Annotated in this window: 19 protein-coding genes; 6 read left to right on the plus strand and 13 right to left on the minus strand. The window is 51.9% G+C overall.

The window, feature by feature from the left end; genetic code table 11:
* Nucleotides 1-45: 45 nt before the first annotated feature.
* Nucleotides 46-798, plus strand: a complete 753-nt coding sequence (locus tag IMY23_RS12145) for a Bax inhibitor-1/YccA family protein (RefSeq protein ID WP_192822346.1) — start codon at nt 46-48, stop codon at nt 796-798.
* A gap of 279 nt (nt 799-1,077) precedes the next feature.
* Here the strand turns inward: IMY23_RS12145 and IMY23_RS12150 are convergent, their stop codons facing one another.
* Complete coding sequence (locus IMY23_RS12150; RefSeq protein ID WP_192822347.1) at nt 1,078-3,549, minus strand: bifunctional UDP-N-acetylmuramoyl-tripeptide:D-alanyl-D-alanine ligase/alanine racemase; 2,472 nt, start codon at nt 3,547-3,549, stop codon at nt 1,078-1,080.
* A gap of 809 nt (nt 3,550-4,358) precedes the next feature.
* On the opposite strand from IMY23_RS12150, the gene IMY23_RS20325 reads away from it, so the two are divergent.
* Together IMY23_RS20325 and IMY23_RS12160 are read left to right on the plus strand one after the other, a co-directional pair.
* Nucleotides 4,359-5,267, plus strand: a complete 909-nt coding sequence (locus IMY23_RS20325; RefSeq protein WP_370589846.1) for an EamA family transporter — start codon at nt 4,359-4,361, stop codon at nt 5,265-5,267.
* Nucleotides 5,268-5,362: 95 nt separating this feature from the next.
* On the plus strand, nt 5,363-5,824 hold the full coding sequence (locus IMY23_RS12160; RefSeq protein ID WP_192822348.1) for a hypothetical protein: 462 nt from the start codon (nt 5,363-5,365) through the stop codon (nt 5,822-5,824).
* 126 nt (nt 5,825-5,950) lie between these two features.
* On the opposite strand, the gene IMY23_RS12165 is transcribed toward IMY23_RS12160, so the two are convergent.
* From IMY23_RS12165 to IMY23_RS12185, 5 genes are all read right to left on the minus strand, one after another.
* The gene (locus IMY23_RS12165) at nt 5,951-7,459 is read right to left on the minus strand and encodes an alpha/beta hydrolase (RefSeq protein ID WP_192822349.1); all 1,509 of its coding nucleotides are present in this window, start codon (nt 7,457-7,459) and stop codon (nt 5,951-5,953) included.
* A 114-nt stretch (nt 7,460-7,573) separates the two neighbouring features.
* On the minus strand, nt 7,574-8,065 hold the full coding sequence (locus tag IMY23_RS12170) for a VOC family protein (RefSeq protein ID WP_192822350.1): 492 nt from the start codon (nt 8,063-8,065) through the stop codon (nt 7,574-7,576).
* 75 nt (nt 8,066-8,140) lie between these two features.
* Entirely contained in the window at nt 8,141-9,232 is a 1,092-nt protein-coding gene (locus tag IMY23_RS12175) for a calcium:proton antiporter (protein ID WP_192822351.1), read from the minus strand.
* Nucleotides 9,233-9,489: 257 nt separating this feature from the next.
* Complete coding sequence (locus IMY23_RS12180; RefSeq protein WP_192822352.1) at nt 9,490-12,114, minus strand: DUF5686 and carboxypeptidase regulatory-like domain-containing protein; 2,625 nt, start codon at nt 12,112-12,114, stop codon at nt 9,490-9,492.
* Nucleotides 12,115-12,274: 160 nt separating this feature from the next.
* A complete protein-coding gene (locus IMY23_RS12185; RefSeq protein WP_225986492.1) occupies nt 12,275-13,135 on the minus strand; it encodes a DMT family transporter in 861 nt (286 codons plus the stop codon).
* 228 nt (nt 13,136-13,363) lie between these two features.
* Here IMY23_RS12185 and IMY23_RS12190 point away from each other — a divergent pair, with 228 nt between their 5' ends.
* Entirely contained in the window at nt 13,364-13,846 is a 483-nt protein-coding gene (locus IMY23_RS12190) for a regulatory protein RecX (protein ID WP_192822353.1), read from the plus strand.
* A gap of 185 nt (nt 13,847-14,031) precedes the next feature.
* Here IMY23_RS12190 and IMY23_RS12195 read toward each other — a convergent pair whose 3' ends face one another.
* The 5 genes from IMY23_RS12195 to IMY23_RS12215 all read right to left on the minus strand — a co-directional run bounded on the left by IMY23_RS12195 (nt 14,032) and on the right by IMY23_RS12215 (nt 19,766).
* Nucleotides 14,032-14,670, minus strand: coding sequence for a DUF4230 domain-containing protein (locus IMY23_RS12195; protein WP_192822354.1), 639 nt, complete (start codon nt 14,668-14,670; stop codon nt 14,032-14,034).
* Nucleotides 14,671-14,997: 327 nt separating this feature from the next.
* Complete coding sequence (locus IMY23_RS12200) at nt 14,998-15,918, minus strand: 1-aminocyclopropane-1-carboxylate deaminase/D-cysteine desulfhydrase (RefSeq protein ID WP_192822355.1); 921 nt, start codon at nt 15,916-15,918, stop codon at nt 14,998-15,000.
* Between the two features lie 315 nt (nt 15,919-16,233).
* Nucleotides 16,234-18,657, minus strand: a complete 2,424-nt coding sequence (locus IMY23_RS12205; RefSeq protein ID WP_192822356.1) for a YfhO family protein — start codon at nt 18,655-18,657, stop codon at nt 16,234-16,236.
* A 63-nt stretch (nt 18,658-18,720) separates the two neighbouring features.
* On the minus strand, nt 18,721-19,014 hold the full coding sequence (locus tag IMY23_RS12210; protein WP_225986494.1) for a DUF4834 family protein: 294 nt from the start codon (nt 19,012-19,014) through the stop codon (nt 18,721-18,723).
* Complete coding sequence (locus IMY23_RS12215) at nt 19,011-19,766, minus strand: FkbM family methyltransferase (RefSeq protein ID WP_192822357.1); 756 nt, start codon at nt 19,764-19,766, stop codon at nt 19,011-19,013. The genes IMY23_RS12210 and IMY23_RS12215 overlap by 4 nt, the downstream gene beginning before the upstream one ends.
* A 192-nt stretch (nt 19,767-19,958) precedes the next feature.
* On the opposite strand from IMY23_RS12215, the gene IMY23_RS12220 reads away from it, so the two are divergent.
* Entirely contained in the window at nt 19,959-20,522 is a 564-nt protein-coding gene (locus tag IMY23_RS12220) for a transposase (protein ID WP_192822358.1), read from the plus strand.
* 120 nt (nt 20,523-20,642) lie between these two features.
* Entirely contained in the window at nt 20,643-21,848 is a 1,206-nt protein-coding gene (locus IMY23_RS12225) for a serine hydrolase (protein ID WP_192822359.1), read from the plus strand.
* 54 nt (nt 21,849-21,902) lie between these two features.
* On the opposite strand, the gene IMY23_RS12230 is transcribed toward IMY23_RS12225, so the two are convergent.
* Nucleotides 21,903-23,117, minus strand: coding sequence for an ATP-binding protein (locus IMY23_RS12230; RefSeq protein ID WP_192822360.1), 1,215 nt, complete (start codon nt 23,115-23,117; stop codon nt 21,903-21,905).
* 327 nt (nt 23,118-23,444) lie between these two features.
* Nucleotides 23,445-24,389, minus strand: coding sequence for a hypothetical protein (locus IMY23_RS12235; protein ID WP_192822361.1), 945 nt, complete (start codon nt 24,387-24,389; stop codon nt 23,445-23,447).
* Between the last annotated feature and the right edge of the window lie 559 nt (nt 24,390-24,948).

A 24,948-nucleotide genomic window follows, 5' to 3' on the forward strand; every position in this document is an offset into this window, starting at 1 on the left:
CCGTATTAGTTCTTTAAATTTCGAATAAAACCACCTTAATAGACCATGTCTTTCTTTAGTTCCAACAACCCCGCCCTGAAAGAGGAAGTGTTCACCCAGACGGCCGCCGAGCGTGAAGTATCTGGCGGAAGCGTGATGACCCTGAACGGCACCATGGCCAAAGCGGCCTTGATGCTGGGCATTGTTTTCACGTTCGCGCTTTTCGCCTGGGATTTGTTTGCCTACATGGGGGTGCCGGTGCCATACTTGATTTCTATCCCATTGATTGGCGTTGGGCTGGCCTTCCTGATTACTTATAAAAAACACCTGGCCGCGTACATTGCGCCTATCTATTGCGCGCTCCAAGGCTTGTTCCTGGGCGGCGTGTCTGGTTTGCTGGAGTTGAAATTCCCGGGCATCGCCACGCAGGCCATGCTGCTGACCTTCACCATTTTTGGAAGCATGTTGCTTTTGTACAGCACACGGTTGATTAGGGTGACCGAGCGCTTCAAGTCTATCATCATCACCGCCACCTTCGGGATTTTTGTGTTTTACATGGCCTCGTTCGCGCTTTCTTTCTTTGGCGTGGACATGCCGTTGTTGCACAGCAGCGGTATGGCGGGTATCATCTTCAGCGTTTTTGTGGTGATTCTGGCGGCCATGAACCTGCTACTGGACTTTGACACCATTGAAACCGGCATGCAGTACGGCGCGCCTAAGTATATGGAATGGTATGCCGCCTTCGGGTTGACCGTGACTTTGATTTGGCTGTACGTTGAGATTCTGCGCCTGCTGTCTAAGCTGAATAGCCGAAACTAACCAAGCCGTTTTCTATTTTAAGTAAAAGCGGAAGCTGTCTCAGGATGGATTCCGCTTTTGCGTTTTCGGGCTCTGTTTTGGAAATGGAGCCGAAAACAAGGGCCTCACCCCCGGCCCCTCTCCAACAGAGAGGGGAGTTTTTTGGAATGCGTGAGTTGACCACCCCCAACCCCTCCTAAAACAGGAGGGGAGTTTTTTGGAATGCGCGGGAGACAAGGCGGTGCCTGGTCTCTACAGGTTCTGTTTTCGGGCTCATTTCCAGAAATGAAGCCGAAAACGCTATTCGTTGTAAAAGACCCGTTTCACGCGCGTACTCACGTTGGTTAATAGTTCATACGGAATAGTGCCGATGCGCTGGGCGAGTTCTGTTAACGGCAATCCTTCACCAAACACTACTACTTCATCACCGGCCCGCACGTCTAGATTAGTCACGTCAACCATACACATATCCATGCAGACGTTGCCGATGATGGGCGCGCGTTGGCCGTTAATCAACACTTCCCCCACACCGTTCCCGAATCTTCGGTCATAGCCGTCTGCGTAGCCAATGGCGATGGTGGCGGTCTGTTTGTCTTCAGTAGCCACCCCTTTACGACTGTAGCCCACGGTGTCGCCGGCTTTGATTTGCTTTACTTGCGAGACCGTGGTTTTTAATCTGCCCACGGTTTGCAGGCCGCTTTGGTCTAAGCCCGAGGATTCAATCCCATACAAGCCAATGCCCAAGCGCACCATGTCAAAGGCCGCTTCTTCGCCGAAGCGCACAATGCCCGCCGAGTTGAGAATATGTTTGGTGACCGTGTAGCCCAGTTCTTTCTCTACCAACTTCGCCATTTCCTTGAACCTGGAAATCTGGAGTTGCGTGAAATCATTGTACAACGCTTCATCGGCACCGGCCAAATGGCTGAACACGCTTTGCACGTGCACGTGCGGCATCTGGGCGATTACTTCAAGGGCTTCCTGTAATTCATCTGCGTCAAAGCCTAGACGGTGCATGCCGGTGTCTAGCTTGAGGTGGATGTGCGGTGTTTTGGAAGACTTCTCTGGGAAATAATCCAGGAACTGGTGCAGCAGGTCTGGGGAGTAAATCTCGGGCTCCAGGTGGTATTGCCGCATCTTCAGGAAGCTGTCTGGGCTGGGGTTCATGACCATGATGGGCAGCGTGATGCCGTGTTCGCGCAGTGCCACGCCTTCGTCTGTATAGGCCACGGCCAGGTAATCCACGCGGTGGAACTGCAGCAGGTTGGCAATCTCGTAGGAACCCGTGCCGTACGCGAAGGCCTTCACCATGACCATAATCTTGGTTTGCGCGGGCACTTTGGCTCTATAGTAATGCAGGTTGTGCACCAGCGCGTCTAAGTTCACCTCCAGCACGGTGCCGTGCACCTGCTGTTGCAACGCGGCCACAATCTTCTCGAACTGGAACACGCGTGCGCCTTTCACCAGAATTGTTTCCTGCCGGAATGTCTCGGGCCGGAGCTGCCCCAGAAAAGAATCTGTGCCGAGGTAAAATTCGCTGCCCGAAGGAAACAAATCCTGGTGCCGAGAAATGATGTCGCCGATGCCGATGACACGGTTCACGCCCCGCGTAGCTACCTCGCGCGCGACTTGCTGGTAGAGTTCCAGTTCCTCCATTCCCGCTTCCAGCAAATCTGAGAGAATTAAAGTCTTGCGCCCTTTTCTAGCTTGGTGCGAAAGTACGTCTAAGGCAATGCGCAGACCGGCCACGTCATTGTTGTAGGTGTCATCAATAATATAACAGCCGTTAATGGCCTCTTTGCGCTCCAGACGCATGGCCACGGGCGTGAGGCGGTCAAAGCGGCTGGCCAGTTGGTCGGGTTCTATTCCCAAATACAGCAAGGTAGCCAGGCAATGCAGCGCGTTTTCCAGCGAAGCTTCGTCTGAGAAAGGCAAGGTCAAATCCTGGCCGCGGCCCTGGTAGAAAAATCTGATTTTGGTCTTCTGCTGCCGCATTTCCAGCACCTGTATCTGCACTTGCGCGGGCGTGCCCGCTACCCTGCTCCAGGCAAAGGCCGGAAGTTTGGCTTTCTGCACGGCGTAGGTCACGGGCACCTGGTCGGCGCAATAAATAAGCTGCTCCACATCCGCAAAGAGTTTCAGTTTCTCCTGCAGTTTCTTGTTTCTAGAGGTAAAGCCTTCATCATGCGCGGGGCCGAGATTGGTAAAAATACCGATGGTAGGTTGTAGCACTGAGGCCAGTTTCTCCATTTCATCTGGCTTGGAAAGGCCCGCTTCAAACACGCCCACCGTGTGGCTGTCATTTAATTGCCATACTGAAAGCGGCACGCCAATCTGAGAATTGTAGCTCCTCGGGCTTTTCACCACGCGTTCAGAAACACTCAACAACTGCGCCAGCCATTCCTTGACAATGGTTTTGCCGTTGCTGCCCGTGATACCAATGACCGGAATGTTGAATTTGCGTCTATGGTAGGCCACCACTTGCTGCAGCGCTTCAATGCTGTGGCTGACCAGCAGGAAATTGGCATCGGGGAAGGCGGCGAGGTCCATGACCTGGTCAGCGTCCTCCACTACAAATTGCCGGATGCCGCTGGTGTATAGGTCTGGCAGGTACTGGTGCCCGTCATGGTACTCCCCTCTTATAGCGAAGAACACAGAACTACTGGCCTGAATGATTTTCCGGCTGTCGGCGACCAGGTGCTGCACGGGGTATTGGCGTTTGTACTGCACCAGCATGCCGCCGGTCACCTGGGCTATTTCTTTGAACGTAAGCATGGTTCCTTTGTAGAGACAACCAAAGATAACAACTTTCTCAGGTTGCAGGCATGGGGTGGGTTAAAGGTTGTTTCGAAGATTCCGTTTTCGGGCTCGTTTTGGGAAATGAAGCCGAAAACGGAAACCTCACCCCCGGCCCCTCCCCAATGGAGAGGGGAGCTATTATGGGTATTTCTGGCGCTAGTCTCTAAACTCGTACCGATGGATGGGCGGAGTCTCCGGGCCTCCTTGTTTCTTGGCTCTTCTGGAGTTCTACTCCGGAAGAATACGGTTGGGAAATGCTACTCTCCTTCCTCTGCAACACCTGCTCTCGGTTCACGGCGGAGTGGAACTCCGCAGCAGCAAGGTTCGTGAGTAGAACTCCCGAACAGCGAAAGCGGAAGTTACTTAAGTCATTTACCTCCTCTTGGGTCTGTACCCTGACAGACCAAGGAAACAGAATTCTTGCAATTCTTTTGGCGGTTACCGGCGAGTCTGGACACCCGCGCAAGGGGAATTTCAAAGCTGCGTTTTGGGGCTCGTTTCTAGAAATGAGCGCTAAAACAGAGATTCAACTCCAGCCACGCTACCTTTTTACAATTTAAAACCTCTATGGCGCGGAAGTTACTTCCGTGACTATTTAGCAGTAAGTCACGGAAGTAACTTCCGCGCCATAGAATCAATATTGCGTTTTTGGCTCCGTTTCCAGAAACAAGCCCGAAAACGGAAATTCCAACCCAACAAACTCAACCAATAAACAGGCGCCAGCGCGGCATTAGGCAGACCCAAGAGCAAGGCGTACCTTTGCGGGCTTGTAAATAGACATTCCGGTGAAATTCAACAAATACCACGGCGCGGCCATTTCGGCATTTATTATTTGGGGCTTCATTCCGTTTCCGCTCAAGGCCTTGGCGGGGTTTCCTAGCAGTCAGATTCTGTACTTCCGGATTCTGGTGGCTGTGCTTACGTTGCTGGCGGTTTCACTAACGGTGCGGCGACAGTACTGGCAAGAGACCTATGCGCTGGTGAAAAGTAAGAACGCGGTAGAGAAGCGTCGGTTTTTCCTGTTCACGTTCATGGGCGGCGGGCTGCTCACCATCAATTGGCTGGCGTTTATTTACGTGGTGAACCATGTAGACATTCAGACCGGATCGTTTTCCTATTTGCTCTGTCCCATTCTCACGGCGGCGCTGGGCTTTGTGCTGCTCAAAGAACAGTTGCGGGTGGTGCAGTGGCTGTCGGTGGGGTTGAGTTTGATGAGTTGTCTGCTGGTGGGCACAGATTCTTTGTACAACCTGCTGTTCAGTCTGTTGATTGCCTCGTCTTACGCTTTTTACCTGATCACGCAGCGCCTGCTCAAGGAATATGACAAGATTGTACTGCTCACGCTGCAGTTGCTATTGGCGTTTCTGGTTATCGGGCCTAGTTACCCGTGGTTTGTGGGCGAGGAAGCGCAACCCGTCACCGGCTTTTTCCTGGGACAGATTGCGCTGCTGAGTTGGCTGTTCACGGTGATTCCGCTGTTTCTGAATTTGTACGCGTTAAAAGAACTGAAATCTGCCACGGTGGGTGTATTGATGTACTTGAACCCGATTATCAATTTCACCATGGCGTTTGTGTACTTTAATGAAGTAGCCAGCGAACGGAAGATTTGGGCCTACGTGGTCATTTTCCTGTCGGTGATGCTCTACAATCTGCCCATCGGCAAGAAGAAAAAGAAAGAAGCCGTTGTTCAGTGATTTTTTTCTGGGTGGTGCAACCATTGCCCGCGCAACGGGCTCTTGTAAAAGAAGGCCTTCGGAAATGAAGTTTCACCAGACCAGATTCCCTTACCATGAAATATAGTTTCTCTCTTCTATTGTTAGCAGGTGCGCTGCTCAGCGGCTGCACCAGTTCAGAAATCTTTCCCGCTGAAGAACAGGCCAACGCCCGCGCCCAGGCCACGGCGGTGCTGACCACCCAGAAAAACCTGCAACTGGGCGGCGCCACCTTAAAACTGCTGCAGATAGAAGACAGCCGATGCCCCATGAACGCCAATTGCATACGCCAGGGCTCTGCCATTGCGCACGTGCAGCTGCTAGAAATCAACGGTTCGGCCTCGGTTACCAAACAACTTTATTTAGGCGATGCCCTGGAAGCCCCAGACAACCGCGGCCCTCGCGCTGCAGACACTGTGGAAGTAGGGCTCAGCGGCAAGAACTACCAGATTATTCTGAGCGAAGTTCAGCCGTACCCCAATACCTCTGACCCAAACCCAGCTGAAAAAACGGCCAAACTGTCTCTGAGAACTCTGTAAGAGTGTTTTTATAGGGTTGTTTGAAGACGAGTGGACCCGTGGCCATTGGCTGCGGGTTTCACTTTTTCTGGCCCTTCCGTTTTTGGCTCCGTTTCTGGAATTGAGCCCGAAAACAGTCCGCAGAATTTATTCGTAGCCGTGTTTTTTGAGGAACTCGGTTCTGAGCGTGGCCACTTTCCCAGAAAACCTGCGGTCCCACCAAATGGCGTGCGGCGCGCCTTGCAGCGTATGGAACTCAACGTCATTGCCTAATTGCTGCATGGCCTGGGCAAACATTTTGGCCGTCTGGTACTCCACGCTCTGGTCATGGGTGCCGTGCAACAGCAACATGGGCGGAAGGCCTTTCTTCAAGAGATGCTGCGGGGAGATTTTCTGGACGTCGTTTTTGTCTTTGAGGCCTTTGCTGATCCAGCTGGTGCTACCGTCTGCCTGCATATTATACACCCCGGCGTTTACCAACAGCAGATTAGGCACAGAACTTATGCGCAGGTCGTCGGTGCGTTCATTGATGTTTTCTGCCAGAGCGGCCCCAAGCACCAAATGCCCACCCGCTGAATTCCCCGAAGCTACTATACGGTTGGGGTCTAAGTTATAGGCAGCGGCGTGCATGCGTAACCACCTGATAGCGCTTTTGGCGTCTTTCACCGCCTCAAAGGGTGTGGTTTCATGGCGGTCGGCAATTCTGTATTCCACGGCCACAGCCACCCAGCCTTTCCTGGCATAGGCTGCCGCGTTATAGAAATTCCATTCGGGTGTGCCTTGGGTCCAACTTCCGCCGCTGAAGAACACCATTACCGGTCTTTTGGCGTTTTTATAGGTGCTATCCGGCAAAAAAAGGTGCAGGTCTAGCGCATGGCCATCTACCGTTTTGTAGGTTTTGATCACATGGCCTTGGTACGAGTTGGCGCTTTCTGTGTACAGGCTGTCAATGGTTCTGGTATGGGTGGCATTTTGACTGGTGGCTACAAACGACTTAATGGCTGGGCCAATGTTTTTGCTTCCCCAATCTTCTAAATGCGCTCGCAGGTAATGGTACTGCCAATAGTCGCGGCACGCTTGGTTGGTGAAATACGTGGGCACCAGGGCCAGGTAAGCGTCTAGCCGTTTGTTGTCTGATTTTTTGTATATCGGCTTTTTCACCTCCTCTGAAGATTGGTGCCGAAGAAATGCCTGCACGTAGCCCCTGAAATCTTGGCTGGTCAGCAGCGCCGGGTTGTTAAACTCTTTTAAGTGCTGGTCTAACCTGGCCTGCGTAGCCGCTGAAAGCCGAACTTTTTTATGGGTGTGGTTTTCATGGAAATACGGGTAATTCAGGATAATGGCGTCAAAGAAATAACCAATATCACGCTGCTCGGTTGGGATAAAAGCAGCATTTAGCGCTTGAAAAGGCGAGGAATATTTCTGCAGGATAGATAGGAAAGGCTGTTTCAACGAATCAATCTTTGCCAGGAATGGGCCTTCGCTCAGGGCATAAATGGCCGGCCGGTTGGGGTAGAACTGTTGCTCAAACACCTGGCTCACGGCTTTCATGTCTTGGGTGTAGTGTCTGCGCAACGAGTCAGCGGCAGGAGTTGGTTGTTGGCCCAGGCAAGTGAGGGCAGAGAGAAAGCACAACAGCGCGAAAAGATAGTTCATAGGTGTTTTTTACGGACCCGCCGCACAGTATTCCCCTCTCCCCAGTATAACTGTGCCGCCGCGAATATATTAAATAAACCGAACAGCCAACCCAGGGCGCAGCCGGCGCCTGCTTTACGTTAGCTCGTCCAGCAAATCTTCCAAATCCAAGGCATGGGTGTACATTTCCAGCGAACCGTCTGGTTTGGAAGGCCATTGTTCTTTGGGCCGGTCCCAGTAGAGTTCCACGCCGTTGCCGTCTGGGTCATTGAGGTACAGCGCCTCAGAAACGCCATGGTCACTGGCCCCTGACAACGGATAGTTGGCGGCAAGAAGTCTGTTTAAAATGACTGCCAGGTCTTTTCTGGTGGGGTAAAGAATAGCAGTGTGGTACAGGCCCACGCCGTTTTGCGCGGCGGGCGCTGCGCCTTTGCTGTGCCAGGTGTTCAGGCCAATATGATGGTGGTAGCCACCCGCAGAGATAAACGCCGCTTGGCTGCCGTACAAAGTGGTGATCTCAAAGCCCAGTAAGTCACAGTAAAAGGCCAGTGCGCGGTCCAGGTCTGCTACTTTCAGGTGTACGTGACCAATGCGCGTCTGGGCCGGCACTACATATTTCTCGTCCATTTCTTCGGTCTTTAAAAGTTCCTGAGACAGGCGAACAATGGCTTCTGTTGAAGTCCCGGCTCGTCTAACCTATCTTTACGGATACACCATCAAGAAGATAAACGCGAACAGGTTCACCAGCAGCACCACACCGTACACCGCATTGGTTCGGCCGCCGCTTAAAGACAGCATGACGGTAAACACAGACAAGCCCAGCAGAATGATAGATTTGATGTCGAGCCCCAAAATAAGCTTGAAGTCATAGATACTGCACACCACCGCTACGGCTGGAATAGTCAGGCCAATACTGGCCAGGGCTGACCCCAATGACAGGTTAATGCTGGTCTGCAGTTTGTTGTTGCTGGCGGCAATAATGGCGGCAATGCCTTCGGGCAGGAGAATAATGGCGGCAATGATTACCCCTACCAATGTCTTGGGCAAGTTATAGCCGGTGATAATGCTTTCTATGGTGGGCGATAGCGTTTTGGCCAAGAGCACTACAATTCCCAGACAGATGAGCAGAAACAGAAAACTGGTGTAAAACTGGCGGTTACTAATGACCAAAGGTTTGGTCTTTTCACCGTCCTGGTTGTCTTCGGCTAGAAAATACTGCCGGTAACCTTTGGTCTGGGCAAAGAGAAAACTGCCGTAAATCACCAGGCACGCAATAGACGCAAATACCAGCTGCGGCATGGAATAATAAGAACCCGCCACGCTGTTGGTAAACGTAGGAAACACCAACGTGAACACAATAATGGAGATCAATGACACCAAGGCAATAGTCACCGACGGCTTGGAGAAATCCTGTTCATAATGCTTTAAGGCACCAATCAAGAGACAAAGGCCCACAATACCGTTCAGAATAAGCATGGTAGCCGAATACACCGTGTCCCGGGCCAGCGAGGCAGCGGCTTCACCTTCGGTCATCATCAAAGAAATAATAATGGAGACCTCAATCACGGTGATGGACAGCGCCAGAATAATGGTTCCGTACGGTTCGCCCACCCTGCCCGCAATAATTTCAGAATGGTGCACCGCCGACATCACGCTGAAAATAAGCAACACGCTGGCCACTATCTGAACAATGGAACTGTCTTGAATCAGGCCCGAAAAATACAGACCCCACGCCAGCACCGGGATAATGATGGTCCACTGAAATAAAAGCTTTGCTACTCTATGAAATGCCATACCTACCCAGTAAAAATGCCTCTATGGACTTAGGCTACCAGAAACCTACCCCTAGAAACGTTGTTTTCACCTTTGCCGGCGCACAGAAGTACCAAAGTAGTTCGGGCGCAAACGTGCCTGAATGATTGGTCACCTATAGAAATTCAGATCAGTCGGCACTCGGCAAAGTATCTAGTTCTAGCTATACTCTAAATCGGCCTTTACAGTTGGCTTAATGCATAAGTGGTAAACGGGCGTGGCCACAAAACCGCTTTCCTTTAGAACCCATACCCAATCCTAATGCCGGAGCTTACTTTCTGGCGCTCCTGGAACCCGGTCAGGAAATCTACCCTGAAGATTTTGAACACGTGCTCAATGCCCACGCCCAGTTCCAGGTAATGGCCTGCGGCTTTGGTATGCAGGTAGTTCAAGCTGCCCACTTCCTGCCATTTGAGTTTGCGCAGCAGCGGAATTTTGTTGAGGATGAACCCATTGAAGAAATGGCTGTAATGCGCCTCTATGTAGCTTTGTTTGGTGCTGTAGCGGTAATAATCCAGCAACTGAAACCCGCTGAAATCCCCGGACAAAATGGTGCGGTTGCCCTCAAAATGCCGGAAATCCATAAAATATAGTTTGTTGTTGCGCAGAAACTTGCCCACGTTCACAGAATAAGTACTGGTACCCAACAAGCCTAATTGCAGGTCATCGCGCATGCCCAAAGACAGGAAATCATAGTCGGTGTCACTGCCCAGCACGTTAGGAATGCCCTTCTGGTACAGTAAAGTAAAGGTAGGCCATTTAGAACCCAGGTTAATCTTGCGGTCTGGGTGCGAAATGTACTGTACCCCCGGCCTATAGGAGAAAGACAGGTACATGCCCAAGGTTTGGTTTCTGTCAAAGGCGGTGCTGGCGATTTCGGCGTTGACGGGTTCATTGGGGGTGAAAACCTTGTGATCGCGGTCACGCAGCGTGAAATTGGTATTGTTCTGCAACATGCTGCGTTGGGCGTACTCCAGCGTAATGGTGGCCGAAAGCCCGTTCAGCAGTTCCCGATTATGCCAGAGGCGCAGAAAGTCGCGTTGGTAGAGTTTCTGGTAATTTTCCTCCACCAGCAAAGTATACACCGAGTTGATGAACGGCGTAATGGGGTTGGCACCGTTGAACTGGCTCACGAAGTGGCCACCGTCAAAACCCACGCTTCGGCGGTTCACCAAATCATAGTTGTAAGAACCAGACAACTGGCCGTAGGCTTTTTTGCTTTTAAACCCGTACCGCAGCGTGGGCGAAAGCGTGTAGCTGCGGCGGTCTTCAAAGCGTTTGGTGTAGCCAATGCGCAGATTGGCCACCAGACCTTCCACGGTGTTGTACTGCCAGATTTGGGTAATAGGGTCAATGGTGAAGCTGGTGCGGGCAAACGAGTTCCGGTACGAGTACCCCGACAATAGCAAATCAGAGACGCCCAACTTGTTATTCTCCTGGTCCAGTGAGTCTTTGTAAGGTTGTGATTCTTTGATGACCTGCAGGCTGTCTTTCACCTGGTAATCGGTTACTTCTTCCTCGGTGAGCGGTACGGGCCTGACATCGTTCCAATACGAAGTGTCTTGGGTATTGGCTTCCTTCTCTATCACCAGCACTTCCTTTTTCTTGAAGAAATCAGCCGTGGGCACACCGTCTGCTGCCACGGTTTTTTTCTGGGTTTTGAGTTCTTTTCTGGTGGGTTTTCTGGCAGAAGGAGCGGAAGCGGCAAGGGGCGGTTCTGGCGTGGCGGGTACAGTGGCGGGCGCAGGGGCGGCTTCTTTGGGCACAAACGCCGCCGGTCTTACTTTGTATTTGCTGTACACCGCCAGAAAATAGCCGTTGCCTTTAAAGCCGTAGCCCTCTAAGTCAAAAGTGAATTTCTGTGACTGCAACACCCACACATTGCCGGGCGCGGGCGTGAATTGCTGCGTCACGCGCAAGGTGTCTACAAATTCCTGCTGGTTTTTGGTCAGAAAGAGATTTAAGCTGTGCAGCCGCCAGGAGCCTTCCACAATGTAGACGTAGCCCGTGAACACGGGATCATGTTTTCTGATGGGCGTGACTTTGATGCGATGCACCAGTTGGCCGTTGTTCTGGGTGCTGCCCATCAGTTCATAGCGGTAGAATAACATGGCATTTCCCGCCAGGGGTGATACAAACCCGCGTTCATTTATGCCCTGGGCCTTAATCAAACTCTGGTAGAAATTCAGGCTGAAATCTGAGGCTTTGTTGAAACTGAACGCCCGGCTGTTGCCGCTCACCTTAGACGAAATCATGCGCTCCCGGAACTTGTTGGGCTGCATGAAATTAAGCTCGGCCACCGACTCTGACAGATACAGAATACCCGGTTTGAGGCCCGCCGGCACTTTTATCACACCCAGCACACGCTTGGGCACGTTGAGCAAGCGCTGCAAGCCTTTAATGTACACCTGGGCGGTGTAAGCCTCCACTTCTTTGAGGTGGTAATTCCGTTTGGCGATGGCCTGCTGCATAATACCGTAAGCCGGGTCTTTGCCGCTCAAACTCACGCGCACCTCGTTTAAATTATAGACGTCTGGCAAGAGTTGCATGTTGATGACCAGCGGCTCGGGGCTGTCAGTGATTTCAATTTCCTTGTTCTGGCTTTTGTAGCCCACAAACTGAAACACCAGTGTGTACTTGCCCGCGTCTAGATTCGAGATTTGATAATTGCCCTGCTCGTTGGTGGTGGAACCCAAGTTAGTGCCCTGCAAGTAGACCGTGGCAAAACCCAGGCCTTCGCCTTTTTCATCAATTACCTTGCCTTTAATGCTTCCGGCTTGCGCCGAAAAAACGGCCCCAACTACAAAAAACAAGAAGATGCTGAAACGAAGAAAGGCAAGGGAAGCAGGTACACGTGACAACATAAAGGGCGCAAGTTTTACAGGTAACGCATTAGTAGCGAGGAACAACATATTCTTACGCCGGAAAACAAATCAAAAAAGGCAGGTCGCGCTCTTTAGGAGAAGGCACCGGCAGGAAGTCCGTTTTCGGGCTCTGTTTTGTAAATGATGCCAAAACCAGCGTTCAGGTTGCCTGCGCGGCTTCTTTTAGTCTGAGTCTTTTGCTGTACCACATGTTCAACAGCACGCCCAACAGTACCAAGGCAATGCCTACATACGCGCCCACCGGAAACGTTTCCCCGAAGAACACAAACCCCAGCGCCAGCGCGTACAGAATACCGATGTAGTTGAGGTTGGCCACCCGCGCCAGTTTTTCTACCTGGTAACTCCTGGTCATGAAATACTGCCCCAACTGCGTAAGCAAACCAATCAGGACCAGCCAAAGCCAATCTTCCGCCCTTGGCGGTACCCAGTCAAACACGCAGAACAGCAAAGATAGCGGCAAAGACACCAACGGAAAGTAAAACACAATCACCAGCGGGTGCTCAGTCTCGCTTAACTTGCGCACCGAATTATACGCCAACCCCGACAGCAGCGCACTGGCCACGCCAATCATCAGATAATAACTGGAAATGCGCGTATCTACGCCTTCAATCACCAACACGCCCGCAAACGACACCAGAAAAAACACCCACTGCCACGGCGCCACTTTCTCCTTGGCAATGAACACGCCCAGCAAGGCCGTGAAAATGGGTGCCAAATACTGAATAGTCACGGCCCCGGCCAGCGGAATGTTCTGCAAGGTGGTATAGTAAAACAACAAGGAAAGCCCGCCCGCCAGCCCACGGCCCATCAAGATTAGTTTGCGGTTTCCCCACGGAATCACCTTGGCGCGGCGCAGCATGGCATAACTCAGCGTGAGCGAGATAATTGACCTAAACAGCACAATTTCCATGGGCGGCAGGTGCGTCAAAAATTTCACGCACACGTTCATCAACGCGAAAAAAAACGTAGACAGCAGCATGAACTGCACCCCTTTGGTCATGGTACTAAGCGGTAAGAATTGAAGGCGCAAAGGTGCGGGGAATTCCGGCAGAAACCACCCAAAATCCGTTTTATTCCTATTGATAACTCGCGCCAAGGCAAACTGTTTTTGCGTAATTTTGGTTATTGAGTAGACAATAGATTCAAGACATAATACACAGGATATTTTGCATCGATTTTAAAAATCTTGCTTCTTACATTTTGTGTCTTGCCTTTAAAAAAACCACCTGTGTTCTCTCCCAAGAAAAAGAAAACCTACACGCCCAAAGAAGCGCTGCCCAAGATTGCGGCGTATTGCGCCTACCAGGAACGCACGCAGAACGAGGTGCGCGCCAAACTGCTGGACTATGGGCTGGAGTTAGACGATGCCGAGGAAATCATCATCAGGCTCACGCAGGAGAAACTGCTGGACGAGGAACGCTACGCGCAGTCCTTCGTGCGCGGGAAATACGGTCTCAAACGCTGGGGAAGGCGCAAGATTCAGCAAGGCCTCAAAGCCAAAGGCATCTCAGACTTCTGCATCAGAAAAGGCCTGCAAGAAATTGACCCCGACCAATACTATGAAAACCTGCTGCACCTCCTGGAAAAGAAAAACAAGACAGAAGGCGAACGCAACCCCATGGCCCGTCGCCAGAAAATCCAATACTTTCTGCAAAGCAAAGGCTATGAACTAGACATCATCCAAGACGCCTGGAAGGAATTGGGGCTTTAATGTGCTAATTCTTTAAGGTGCTAATTCAATTTGAAAATTTGGAGATGTGTAGATTTGAAGATGTGGGAACTCCGTTTTCGGCTTCATTTCCAGAATTGAGCCCGAAAACGGAATAGCGCAATCCCCTCTCCCTCTGGGAGAGGGTTAGAGTGAGAGAGTAACTCCAAAATCAACCAACAATTAACTTACCGTTTCTTAGGAACTGGCGGGGCAGCCATAATTTCCCTAGGCATCAGGTACACCTTCCGGCCGGTCATGTTCTCCAGCATGGGCTTCAGGATTTTCTCTGCGTTGATGGAGGTTTGCTTTAAAATACCGCTGTTCAGGGCCGCCTGTTTCACGTTGGCCTCGGCGTATTTGTAGCCTTCGTCTACCAACTCAGCATCTTTGAAATACGTGTTCTCCTTCCCGAACACTTTGGACTGCGTGTGGTCAATGCGGTAATAGCAAATCTCTGGTGCGGGTAAACTGATGTGCAGCACTGAATCGCCAATAAACTGCAGATCGCTGGCCTGTAATTTCTGGAGGTCAATGCAGCCCACCGCTTCGCCGCCCACAATCAACGCCACTTTAGAATCTGGCAGAAACCGTGAGACTTCTTTCTTGTATTCCACCACGTCTTTGAAGTTGAAGCGCACCAACTCCAACTTGCCCATCTCCTCAATCTTGGTGAGAATGGTGTTGTGCGTGACTTCCACGGTAGGCTCTTTTTTTGCGAAGAATAAATCGCCCAACGGCCCCTGACAAGCGCGCCAGCCGAAGAACGCCACCAAAAAGATAAGTAACCACGGAATCAGTTTACGGAGGATATAGAGAAGTCGCATGCGGCAAGATAAGGTTTCCCCTATATAAGCGAAAACCGAGCCGAAGGTTGTCTCTTTCCGTTTTCGGGGTTAATTCTGGAAACGGAGCCAAAAACGGGGAATTGTTGATTGTTGATTGTTGACTAAGTGGATCTATAGTCTGTGCTAGTAACACTACAGATTTTTGGATTTAGTAAGAACCTATACCAAACGCAGATTCCACCTTTGAAGGGGGCGAAGAGGGATGTTTACATCTGCTGATTTAAATAACCAAATAGCCACGGCCTTTCTAGTTTGCCCACAAGGTCCTTTCATGATGACATAAAAAGGACTAGAAAACTGCGCTCCTTACGGCATCAAATCCTCTCCTGGCCAATCTAATCTATACCGCTGCTTGAACCCAGCCCAGCCTTGCAGCCCACCGGTATGCACGGCAATAATCTTAGTTCCTTCCGAAAAGTAATCCTGCTGAATCAAGTCAAACACGCCAAACAGCACTTTTCCGGTGTACACCGGGTCAAGCAAAATGCCGTGCTTGTTATAGAAGTTTTGAATAAAGGCCAGCAATTCTGGGGTGTGTTTGGCGTAACCGCCGAAGTGGAAATCTGTCTGCAACTCCCAATTATCATATGGCTGGACAGAGAATTCCTGCACTAACCCCGCCACTTCTGAACGTAGAAAATCGCCGCCTTTTAATGCGGGGAACCCGATGATTTGCCCTCGGCCCTCTGCACCTGCAATTAGGCCAGCCAAGGTTCCGCCGGTGCCCGCGGCCACGCAGAGCACGTCCCATGGCGCAGTGATTTCCGTGACAATCTCGGTGCAGCCCCGCACGGCTAATTGATTGGTGCCGCCTTCTGGTAACAAGAACTGGTTTGGGCTCGGTTTCAGGTTTTGAGCCCGAAAACGGGAATCATCTTTCAGTTGGTATTCCTCGCGGGAAAGATAGCGCAGTTCCATGCCGCAGCTTTTGGCGAACTGCAAAGTAGGGTTGAGCGGCAGTGTTTCCTCGCCCCTGATATAGCCCACGGTGGCAAACCCAAACTCTTTTCCGGCAGCGGCTACGGCAGCAATATGGTTGGAGAACGCTCCGCCAAACGTCACCAGCGTGTTACAATGCTGTTCCCGCGCCGCCTGCAGGTTGTATTTCAGTTTACGCCATTTGTTCCCAGGAATGGTGGGATGCAGCAAATCTTCGCGCAGCACCGACAAGGTCACTTTCTTCTCAGAAAGCAACGAATCATGTAAGGTCTGGAGCGGCGTGGGCATGGAAAATCACAAAAAAGACTAGGCACAAAAACGCCCTGTTTTCGGCTTCAATTCTGGAAACGAGGCCAAAAACGGAAAAACAAAAATCCCCTCTCCCCCTGGGAGAGGGTTAGGGTGAGGGTCTATCTAGAAGTGGCGCATTCCCTGTACGGACAGGGCTTGACCTGTCCCAGGCGGTTACCGTAGCCTTTGGCAAACCAAGCCACAATCAGTGAACGTCTTCGGCAAGGCGTGGTGATCCGGAATGCGCAAGGACAGGTCAAGCCCTGTCCCTACGAAGCAATGCAGCTTAAAACTAGACCGATATAAGTCTACTTAAACGGTTTCGCGTTTACGCTTGAACCCGTAGAACACCGCTCCGGCCAAACCAGCCAGCAACAGCACCGAGGAAATCATGGAAACGGTGTTGCCCAAGGTGTATTCCTCTGGCGTGAACCGAAACTCAATGGTATGCTGACCGGCGGGAACGTTCATGGCGCGCAGGATGTAGTTGGCTCGGAAGTGGTCGGCGGGTTGGCCGTCTATGAAAGCTTGCCAGCCGTCTTTGTAGTAAATCTCAGAGAAGACCACCAGACCAGCCTGCGCAGCGTTAGCAGTATATTTCAAGTAGTTGGGTTGATACTCTACCAGTTTGATGCTGGAACCTTCTGAAGGATAATTCTGAACCTTTACATTCGGGAATTTCGTGACATCCACAATGGCTTCGGCGGCGGGTTCAAAGCTTTTAAGGGCGGCCAGTTCCTCGTCGGGGGTTCTCACGGGCTGCACTTCGGTTACAAACCAAGCATTGCCCAGGTTGCCGGGGATCATCTGCACCGGCTGCTGCTCTTGGCCCGTGATGGCGTATTTGGCGTTGAGCATGTTGAGTACATTCATGTTGCCAGGCGCCAGGTGCTGCTCAATTACGTCTTGGTAGCGGCGCAGTTTGGCGCCATGGTACCCGCCAATAGACTTGTGGAAGTAAGACGTACGCGCATCATTAAACGGATTGGCCACGTTGTACACGCGGTAACTCAGGTCTTTGTCCTGCAGAATGGCTTGATCTGCAGGAGTAGGCTGGAAGTAGCTGCTGGTGTAGTCTTTCTGGAAATCACCGTTGTTGAGGTAGCGCTTGTTCACGGTCCAGAGGTCAATCAGAATCAACAGACCCACCGCAGCCGTGGCCATGAACGACGATAATTTCTGCTTGGAATACAGGTACAGCGCCACGGCAGCCAGTAAGATGAAGATTAACGAGCGGAAGGCATCGCCGCGCAACATGGCTTCTCTGTCTGCTCTAATCTCGTTGACGGGATACTGGTACTGAAGCAATTGTTCATCCACGGCGGCGGTGTAGTCAAACGTACCAGCCAACAAGACAAACACCAGGCAGAGTCCGCCGGTCACGCCCAGGGCAATCAAGAGTTTCTTCTGAAGGTTGATGATAGGTTCGTTCTGCAGCACGCGGCACAAAGCCAGAATAGCCAGCAGCACCATAGACACCTGCGCAATCACCAGCGCCATGCTCACCGCCCTAAACTTGTTGTAGCCCGGGAACACGTCAAACATAAAGTAATTGAAGGCCTCAAAATTCTTACCCCAGCTCAACAGCAAAGACAAAACGGTGGCGCTCACTAGCCAAATCCAGGTGCGGCGGGGCATCACCATAATTCCCAGCACAAACAGAAAACAAATGATAGCGCCCATGTACACGGGGCCGCTGGTACCGGGCTGGTCGCCCCAGTAATACGGCATGGTGGCCGTGTCTAACTGACCGGCCGGCATACCAGCTTGTTGCAACGCTTTATAGGTTTCAGAGCCTTTTCCCAGCGGGCCCTGGCTGGCGCCGCCGTAGAAGTTGGGAATCAAGAGCGTCATGCTTTCGCCCACGCCGTAGCTCCACTGGAACGCATACTCGCGGTCAAGTCCGGTGCCTATTTTGGCTTGCGACTCAGCCGTTTGGGTTAGTTCAGAGGCTCCCCTAATGGAATAGTTACCGTACTCAGCTGTGGTATAGATTCGTCCAAAGCTTACGCCCGCGGCCAAAGCGGCACCAACGGCCAATAACACAGAACGCTTAAAGAATTCGGGCAGACGGCCTTCTTTGGACCAGGCCACCAATTCCACAATCCCGAAAATCAGCACCATCAACAGCAGGTAATACGTAATCTGCATGTGGTTGGTGCGCATGTGCATGGTGAGCCCAAACGCGAAAAGCGCCGCGCCCAGCCACATGTTTTTGCGGTAGGCGTACAACAAACCCGCTAGTACCAGCGGCAGATAGGCAATGGCCAAAGATTTGGTGTTGTGCCCCGCCTCTAGAATGATAAAGTTGTAGGAAACGAAGCTATAGGCCACCGCGCCCACTACCGCCAGCATCGGCCGCAGGCCTAACACTAAGAACAGCACATAGGCACAAACCAGCGTGATGAACACATTGGAGGCCACCAAGGGCAAACCGGCGGTAAATAAATCATGCACAAACCGGAACAAGTCGCCGGAGAACTGCACGCTGATTAAGTAGGCGGGCATGCCACTGAACATAGAATTGGTCCAAAGGGCTTCTTCACCGGTGGCTTTGCGATAATCGGCTATTTCTTTGGCGCCGCCCTGGAACTGCATCACATCGTTCTGCATCAGGGTTTTGCCGTCAAAGAATACCGGCGAGAAATACGCTACTACCAGCAGCACAAAAAAGAGGAGCACTAGCAGGTGCGGCAACACGTGGCGGTTGAAATCGAGTTTAGAAGAAGTGGCCATGATGGGATTTGCTTGCAATAAAAAGCCCGATGCTGCGGGCACCGGGCTTGAAAGATACTAGGTTTATTTCACTTCTTCATACTCCACATACTCGCCACCGGGGAAGTCCTTGCGCTGCCGCTGTTCCTCAGGCACGTAAGCCACCTTCACCTTGCCTTTGGGCGCTCTGTTTGCTTGGCTCTGAAACGGTGGGGCTTGCCGCCCGAACGGTGGTGCCTGGCCCCTGCCCTGCTGCGCGAACTGCTGCGCTTTGCGCATCTGTTTCTGTACAAACGTCTTGAGCAGGTATTTCATCACGTACGGCATGATGAACCGCAGCGCGAAGAGAATGGCTATGATTATAAAAAAGGTCTTCAAGTCTGAGTTGGGTTTGGTTTAAAGTAAAAATCGCCGCCCTGGTACTGGTCAATTTCTGCGGGGGGGCAAGGAGATAACGTCTGGCCGCCCTGTAACTTGTACACGCCGTAGCCTAAATTGGTAAGAATAGCCACCACCTTCTGGCGGTTCTCCTGCCCGTTGAGCTCTGTCTGAATTAACGGTTTGTGGCGTTTTATAGTTTCCTGCAGGTGCGCAAAGACCTGGTGTTCATACCCTTCCACGTCACACTTTATGAAATCCAGCTGCTCCAGGTCCTGGAACAGTTCATCGGGAATTCGCATTTCTACCTGGTAGGTCTGGGCGTATTTTTCCTGCGCGCTGCTGGCAATTTTGGTCATGCCGTGGTGCACCAGCCCATCGCGCAGGGGCGTGCCCATCTCAATGGTGGTGTTCTCGCCGCCCAGCGCAAACGGTAGCAGGGTGAGGTTAGCCACGCCACTGGCCCGCACATTGTCGGTCCAAATCTTCCCGAACAACGGCACCGGCTCCACCGCCAGCACCTGTCCTGTTGGCCCGGCCAACCGAGACAAAAACGTGGAATAATAGCCCAAGTTCGCGCCAATGTCCAGGCACGTGGACCCCGGTTTAATGATTTTTCGCAAGAAAAACAGCTCTGGGTACTTCTCCCGCCCCCGGCCCGTGCCAATCATGATGATGTACAGACGGCTCACCAGACGCAGATAGCTCTCAAACCCCAGCGCCTTGACCAATAATTTACGAAGTACTTTCACGCGGCAAAGTTCAGGAATTAGGTGGGAGAAACCAAAAGCGGGTGTTTTTGGGTGGGTATGAAGAGTGGAGGCCGAAAACGGGAAATTCTGATAAAGAAGGCAATGCGTGTAGAGACAAGGCAGTGCCTTGTCTCTACGTGTTCCAGATAATCATATCAGAACAAAAATTCTGGAGCTACTGTATCTCCAAAAATGGAAGATGCAGAGAGATTCCTGAACAAATACCGTGTTCCTTCTGCCCGTTTGCAGGACTGGGACTATGGCTGGAATGCGGCCTATTTTGTCACGCTCTGTACCAAAAACCGGGAACATTTTTTTGGTGAAATTTCAGACAACCGAATGCACTTGTCAGAGATAGGAATTTTGGCAAAAAGCTTCTGGAATGAAATACCGGTTCATTTCCCTTTTGTTGAAGTAGACGCATTTGTGGTCATGCCCAACCATGTGCATGGCATTATAATCATAGACAAGAAGGAATCTGAAACACCTGTAGAGACAAGGCACTGCCTTGTCTCTACGCAGGCCAGGAACGCTATTGGCAAAAGTAGATTCCAGAACCAAGGCACCAACACGCTGTCTTCAATTATTGGGTCATACAAATCTGCGGTTACCAAACAGGCCAGAAAGATTCATGCTGATTTTTCGTGGCAAGCCAGGTTTCATGACCATATCATCAGAGACAAGAATTCCTTCCAGCATATTTCAGAGTATATTCTCCACAACCCTGAGACTTGGGAGAAAGACCAGTTTTATTGAATTCGGGTGCATTCGAGGAGAAATGAATCAATTTCTGTCGTAGAGACCAGGCAGTGCCTTGTCTCTACACGCATTGCTGACTATCTTTAAAATTCCGTTTTCAATGGTTGGCCCGCTGGTATGATTCTCCTTCGCTTAAAAAACGCCTTTTACATCTTCATCTGTGCTTTGCTATGCCTCTCCTCCTGCCAGAAAACCGGCAAGAAGAAATTCTGGAACAAGGAAGACAACACCAAAGAAACCATTGCCATTCCCGCCAACTTCACCCCAGACAGCATTCGGCAATTGACCAGGCAGCTGGACTCCGTGTTTAAGTATTTCAACAAGAAGCGAGGGTTTAACGGGGCGGTGCTGGTGACCAAGTATGACCAGGTAATCTACAAAGGCGCCTTTGGCATGGCTGATTTTTACAAACGGGACTCCAACACCGTAGAGACGGCGTTCCAGCTGGCGTCGGTGAGCAAGCAGTTCACGGCGGTGGCCATTATGATGCTTCAGGAGGAAGGCGAACTGAGCTATGATGACAGCGTGCAGCGGTTCTTCCCGGAGTTTCCGTACCACGGCATCACGGTCAGGCAATTGCTCACGCACCAGAGCGGGTTGAGTAATTACACGTATTTCGCGGATAAGCTGTGGCCCAACCGGCAGCAGAACCTCACCAATAAAGACGTGATTGACTTAATGGTGGCGCACCAGCCCAAGCCGTATTTCAAGCCCAACACGCGCTTTGACTACAGCAATACCGGCTACAGTCTGCTGGCGTCTATTGTGGAGAAAGTGGCCAAGCAGCCGTTCAGTGAGTTTCTGCGCGAACGCATTTTTGAACCGCTGGACATGAAACGCACCTTCACGTATAGCCCAGATGTGGCCACGCTCACCGGCAAGATTGCCACCGGCCACACCCGCTTCCGGCAGAAACGCACCTCAGATTACCTAGACACCGTGCTGGGCGACAAAGGCATTTACTCTACCGTGGAAGATTTGTTAAAGTGGGACCAAGCGCTGTACACCCAGAAACTGGTTTCGCGGGAGACGTTGAAAGAAGCCTTCACGGGCATGCGCATCAACAAAAAACAGAATGATGAGGATTATGGTTTTGGTTGGCGCATCAAGCCGTTGCCCAACGGTGACACCGCGGTGTACCACGGCGGCTTGTGGCACGGGTTCTCCACGTATTTCCTGCGCAACCCCAAAGAACACAGCGCCTTGATTGTGCTCAGCAACCTGCCCAACGGAAGCCTGAGTTACCTGGAGGAAATCAGGAAAGTACTGTACCCGGCCCCGCCGCAGGCTGCCGGATCTGCGCCCGTGGCCAGCAGGCGGTAACTGCTTTCCGTTTTTGGCCTCGTTTCTGGAAATGAGCCCGAAAACAGGAACAACCTATACCACCATGGTGAACGTGGAGCCTTGGTTGACGGTGCTGCGCACGCGCATTTCGCCGTTGCGGTTCTCCACCAGCCTTTTGACAATGTAAAGGCCCAGGCCGCTGCCTTCCACGTGGTCATGGAACCGCTTGAACATGGTGAACACCTTGTCCAGTTTGTCTTCCGGAATGCCCAGACCGTTGTCTGTCACAGACAAATGTTGCCGCCCGTCTATCTGCTCCAGCTTCACCAACACTTCGGGCATTCTTTCCGGGGAACGGTACTTGAGCGCGTTGCTGATGAGGTTGTAGAGAATGCTCTTGAAATTCTGGCGCGAGAAAGATAGGGTTCGGCCGTGGGGCACTTCTACTTTAATCTTGCCTTTTGATTCCAGCAAATGGTGGTTCAGGTCTTCCTTGACCTGGCTGATCATCTCCAGCAGGTCAATTTCCTCGGTAGGGTCTTCGTCATAGTCCTGGCTGGCGCGCACAATGGCCGTGAGGTCTTTGATGGTGCCGCCAAACCTGCCCAGCGATGACCGCATAAGCGTAATCACCTGGTCCATTTCCTCTTTGTCTATCTGGTCTTGGTGCACCACTTGCTCCAGCACGTCTAGCAGGCCTTCAATGTTGGCTACCGGCGATTTTAAGTCATGCGCGGCAGTATAGACAAAATTGTCAAGGTCAAAGTTGGTGTTGGTTAGCACTTTGTTCTGGCGCCGAAGGTCCAGGTTGAGGGTATGGCTCTGCTGCAGCAGCTCCAGGCTCTCCAGATGGAAAGACAGCAGCTCCGCGAACATGGTCATGGTGCCCACCACTTTCTCTGTGTTCACCTGGGCCGGGCGGGCGTCTATGGCGCAGAGCGTGCCAAAAAAAGCGCCGTTTCTTAAGATGATCGGCACGGAAATGTAACTCTGCAGCCCGTAAATTTTGGGCGTATGGTGGTCACAGTACTGAGAGTCTTCTGCCACGTTGTCAATGACAATGGGCTGGCGGTGGTCTCTTATTTCATTGCAGAGCGTGGTCTCAATGGGCAGTTCGCCGCCTTCGCCCAAGCCAAAGTTCACCTCGTCATGCACGCTGCAGGCCACCCACCGGTCATTGGTCACCCGGGCCACGGCCGCGTAGCCCATGCCCGTGGTCTGGGTGACAACTCTGAGCATGGTAGGGATAAGGGAAATCTGCCTGACGGCTTCTATGTCTTGGTATAACTCGTCTGTGATGTCAATCATGGGGGTGATGTGATCTGCTGCTACAGGGGAATAAAGGATTTTCGGGCCAGTTGGTTCCGGGTAGTACAATAAAATTAAAATATTTAATATTTACTATACCCGGTCCTTCCTTTCTGGTTTTGAAAAATATACGGCAGGCACTCACCTGGCAGTTTCATTGCCTGTACCACTTCCAGTCTCTGCATCTTTCCATTCTTGAAAGCAGTACCCAAAGACGGCTAAGCAAAAAAAAGGCGACCCTTTTCTAAGAGTCGCCTTGGGCGTTTACGGTATATTTGTTTTGGCGTTTTCGGCTTGGTTTCTGGAAATGAGCCCGAAAACGGAAATTCACTTCCTCCCTACTTTGCCTTTGCCCAGGCCAATCTGCACGCCCAATGAGGGCACCAGCGTGAAGCCCGCATAGCTATACTGTTCGCCCAGCAGCAAATCATACGTGCCGTAGTTTTGGTAATACATAGCCAGCGCAGGCAACAGGTAAATGCGCTTGGCGCCAATCTTCGCGTTCACAAACAGCCCAAAAGACCCGAAGCTGTTGGATTTGGTGAGCCCATCTAACCGCACCACTTCGTTGCCGCCCACTTTGCGGTAGAGTTTGGTGGGCTGCAGGCCGTATTCAATGAACGTGTGGTTGTAGGCCACCCCAAATGAGATGTTGCCGTATTCCTCCTCCACCCCAAAAGACCGACTAAACACCAGCGGCACCAGCACGTCTTTGCGCGTGGCCGTGAACTCCAGAATAGGCGACAGCTTGGAAAGGAACAGCTTGTCCAGCAAATCTGAGTCCTGGCCCGAGTACTGCACGCCCACACTCCCCGACCATCTGCGTTGGCTGCCCGGGTTGGTGAGCGTGCCCACAGAACCCATGAACTGGTACATGGCATCTACCACGTGCACGCCGCCCGCATATTTATAACCCACGTCTACCCGCGGCAGCACGCCATAGCGCACATAAAAATCGAACGTCGGGCCCACGGGGTCCAGCGAGTAGGCAATAGCGCCTCTGGTAGCGGCCTGAATCTGCGGCCCGTAGTAGACAGAATCCTGTTTCAGGAGAGCATCTACGGCGGCTTCGGTGATGTTCTTGAGTTCACCAATAGGTTCCGAGGCCAGGTTTCCGCCCGCGTTAAAGCCCACCTTGAACTGCCCGTGCGGCGTCACCTTCCCCGAATGGATCACTGACCGCGGCGCGGTGCAGGCGGTGGCCAGCACTAGAAATACAACAGCAAGAAATAACCTTGGGCGAAGGGAAGGTAGAAGTTTGGGCAAATACATGCGTAAAGGTAAAAACGATTATCTGGTGAGGCCGTTCACGCCGGCTTTTATCAGACATGCGATTGGGGTTGTACCCCTATGGGTTGGAGAAATAGAATTGCCGAATGTTTGGAGTGGTGGTTTTGATTGCTTTTGTGCACGCAGTTTGCTTTCCTTCCAAATGACTGCTGCATCCTACGTTTTACAAGACGGCCTTTTCCATAGCCGGGCTCCGAGCGCTCGCGGCCGCGAGGCCCAGCCTTCCCCTCTCGCGCTGTACCAGCTTCCTGGCGCCTTCGGCACCCGCCTGCCGGCGACGGAACCTGCTTAGGCGCTCGATGGAAAGGCTGGAAAAGTTGACCACCCCCAGCCCCTCCTAAAACAGGAGGGGAGCATTACTATAAATTGCGTTTTCGGGCTCTGGATTGGAAATGGAGGCGAAAACGCGAGTATCATTCTCTACCGCAAGTTTAGCGCAGCGTAACTTGTGGTTTCCCACCTGGTCAGTTTATCAACTGACGTGAGTTTATAAACTCACAACATGTTTAGCCACAAGGTACGGCTGCGCCTAAACTTGCGG

Source organism: Rufibacter sp. LB8 (assembly GCF_014876185.1).
Taxonomy (GTDB): Bacteria; Bacteroidota; Bacteroidia; order Cytophagales; family Hymenobacteraceae; genus Nibribacter.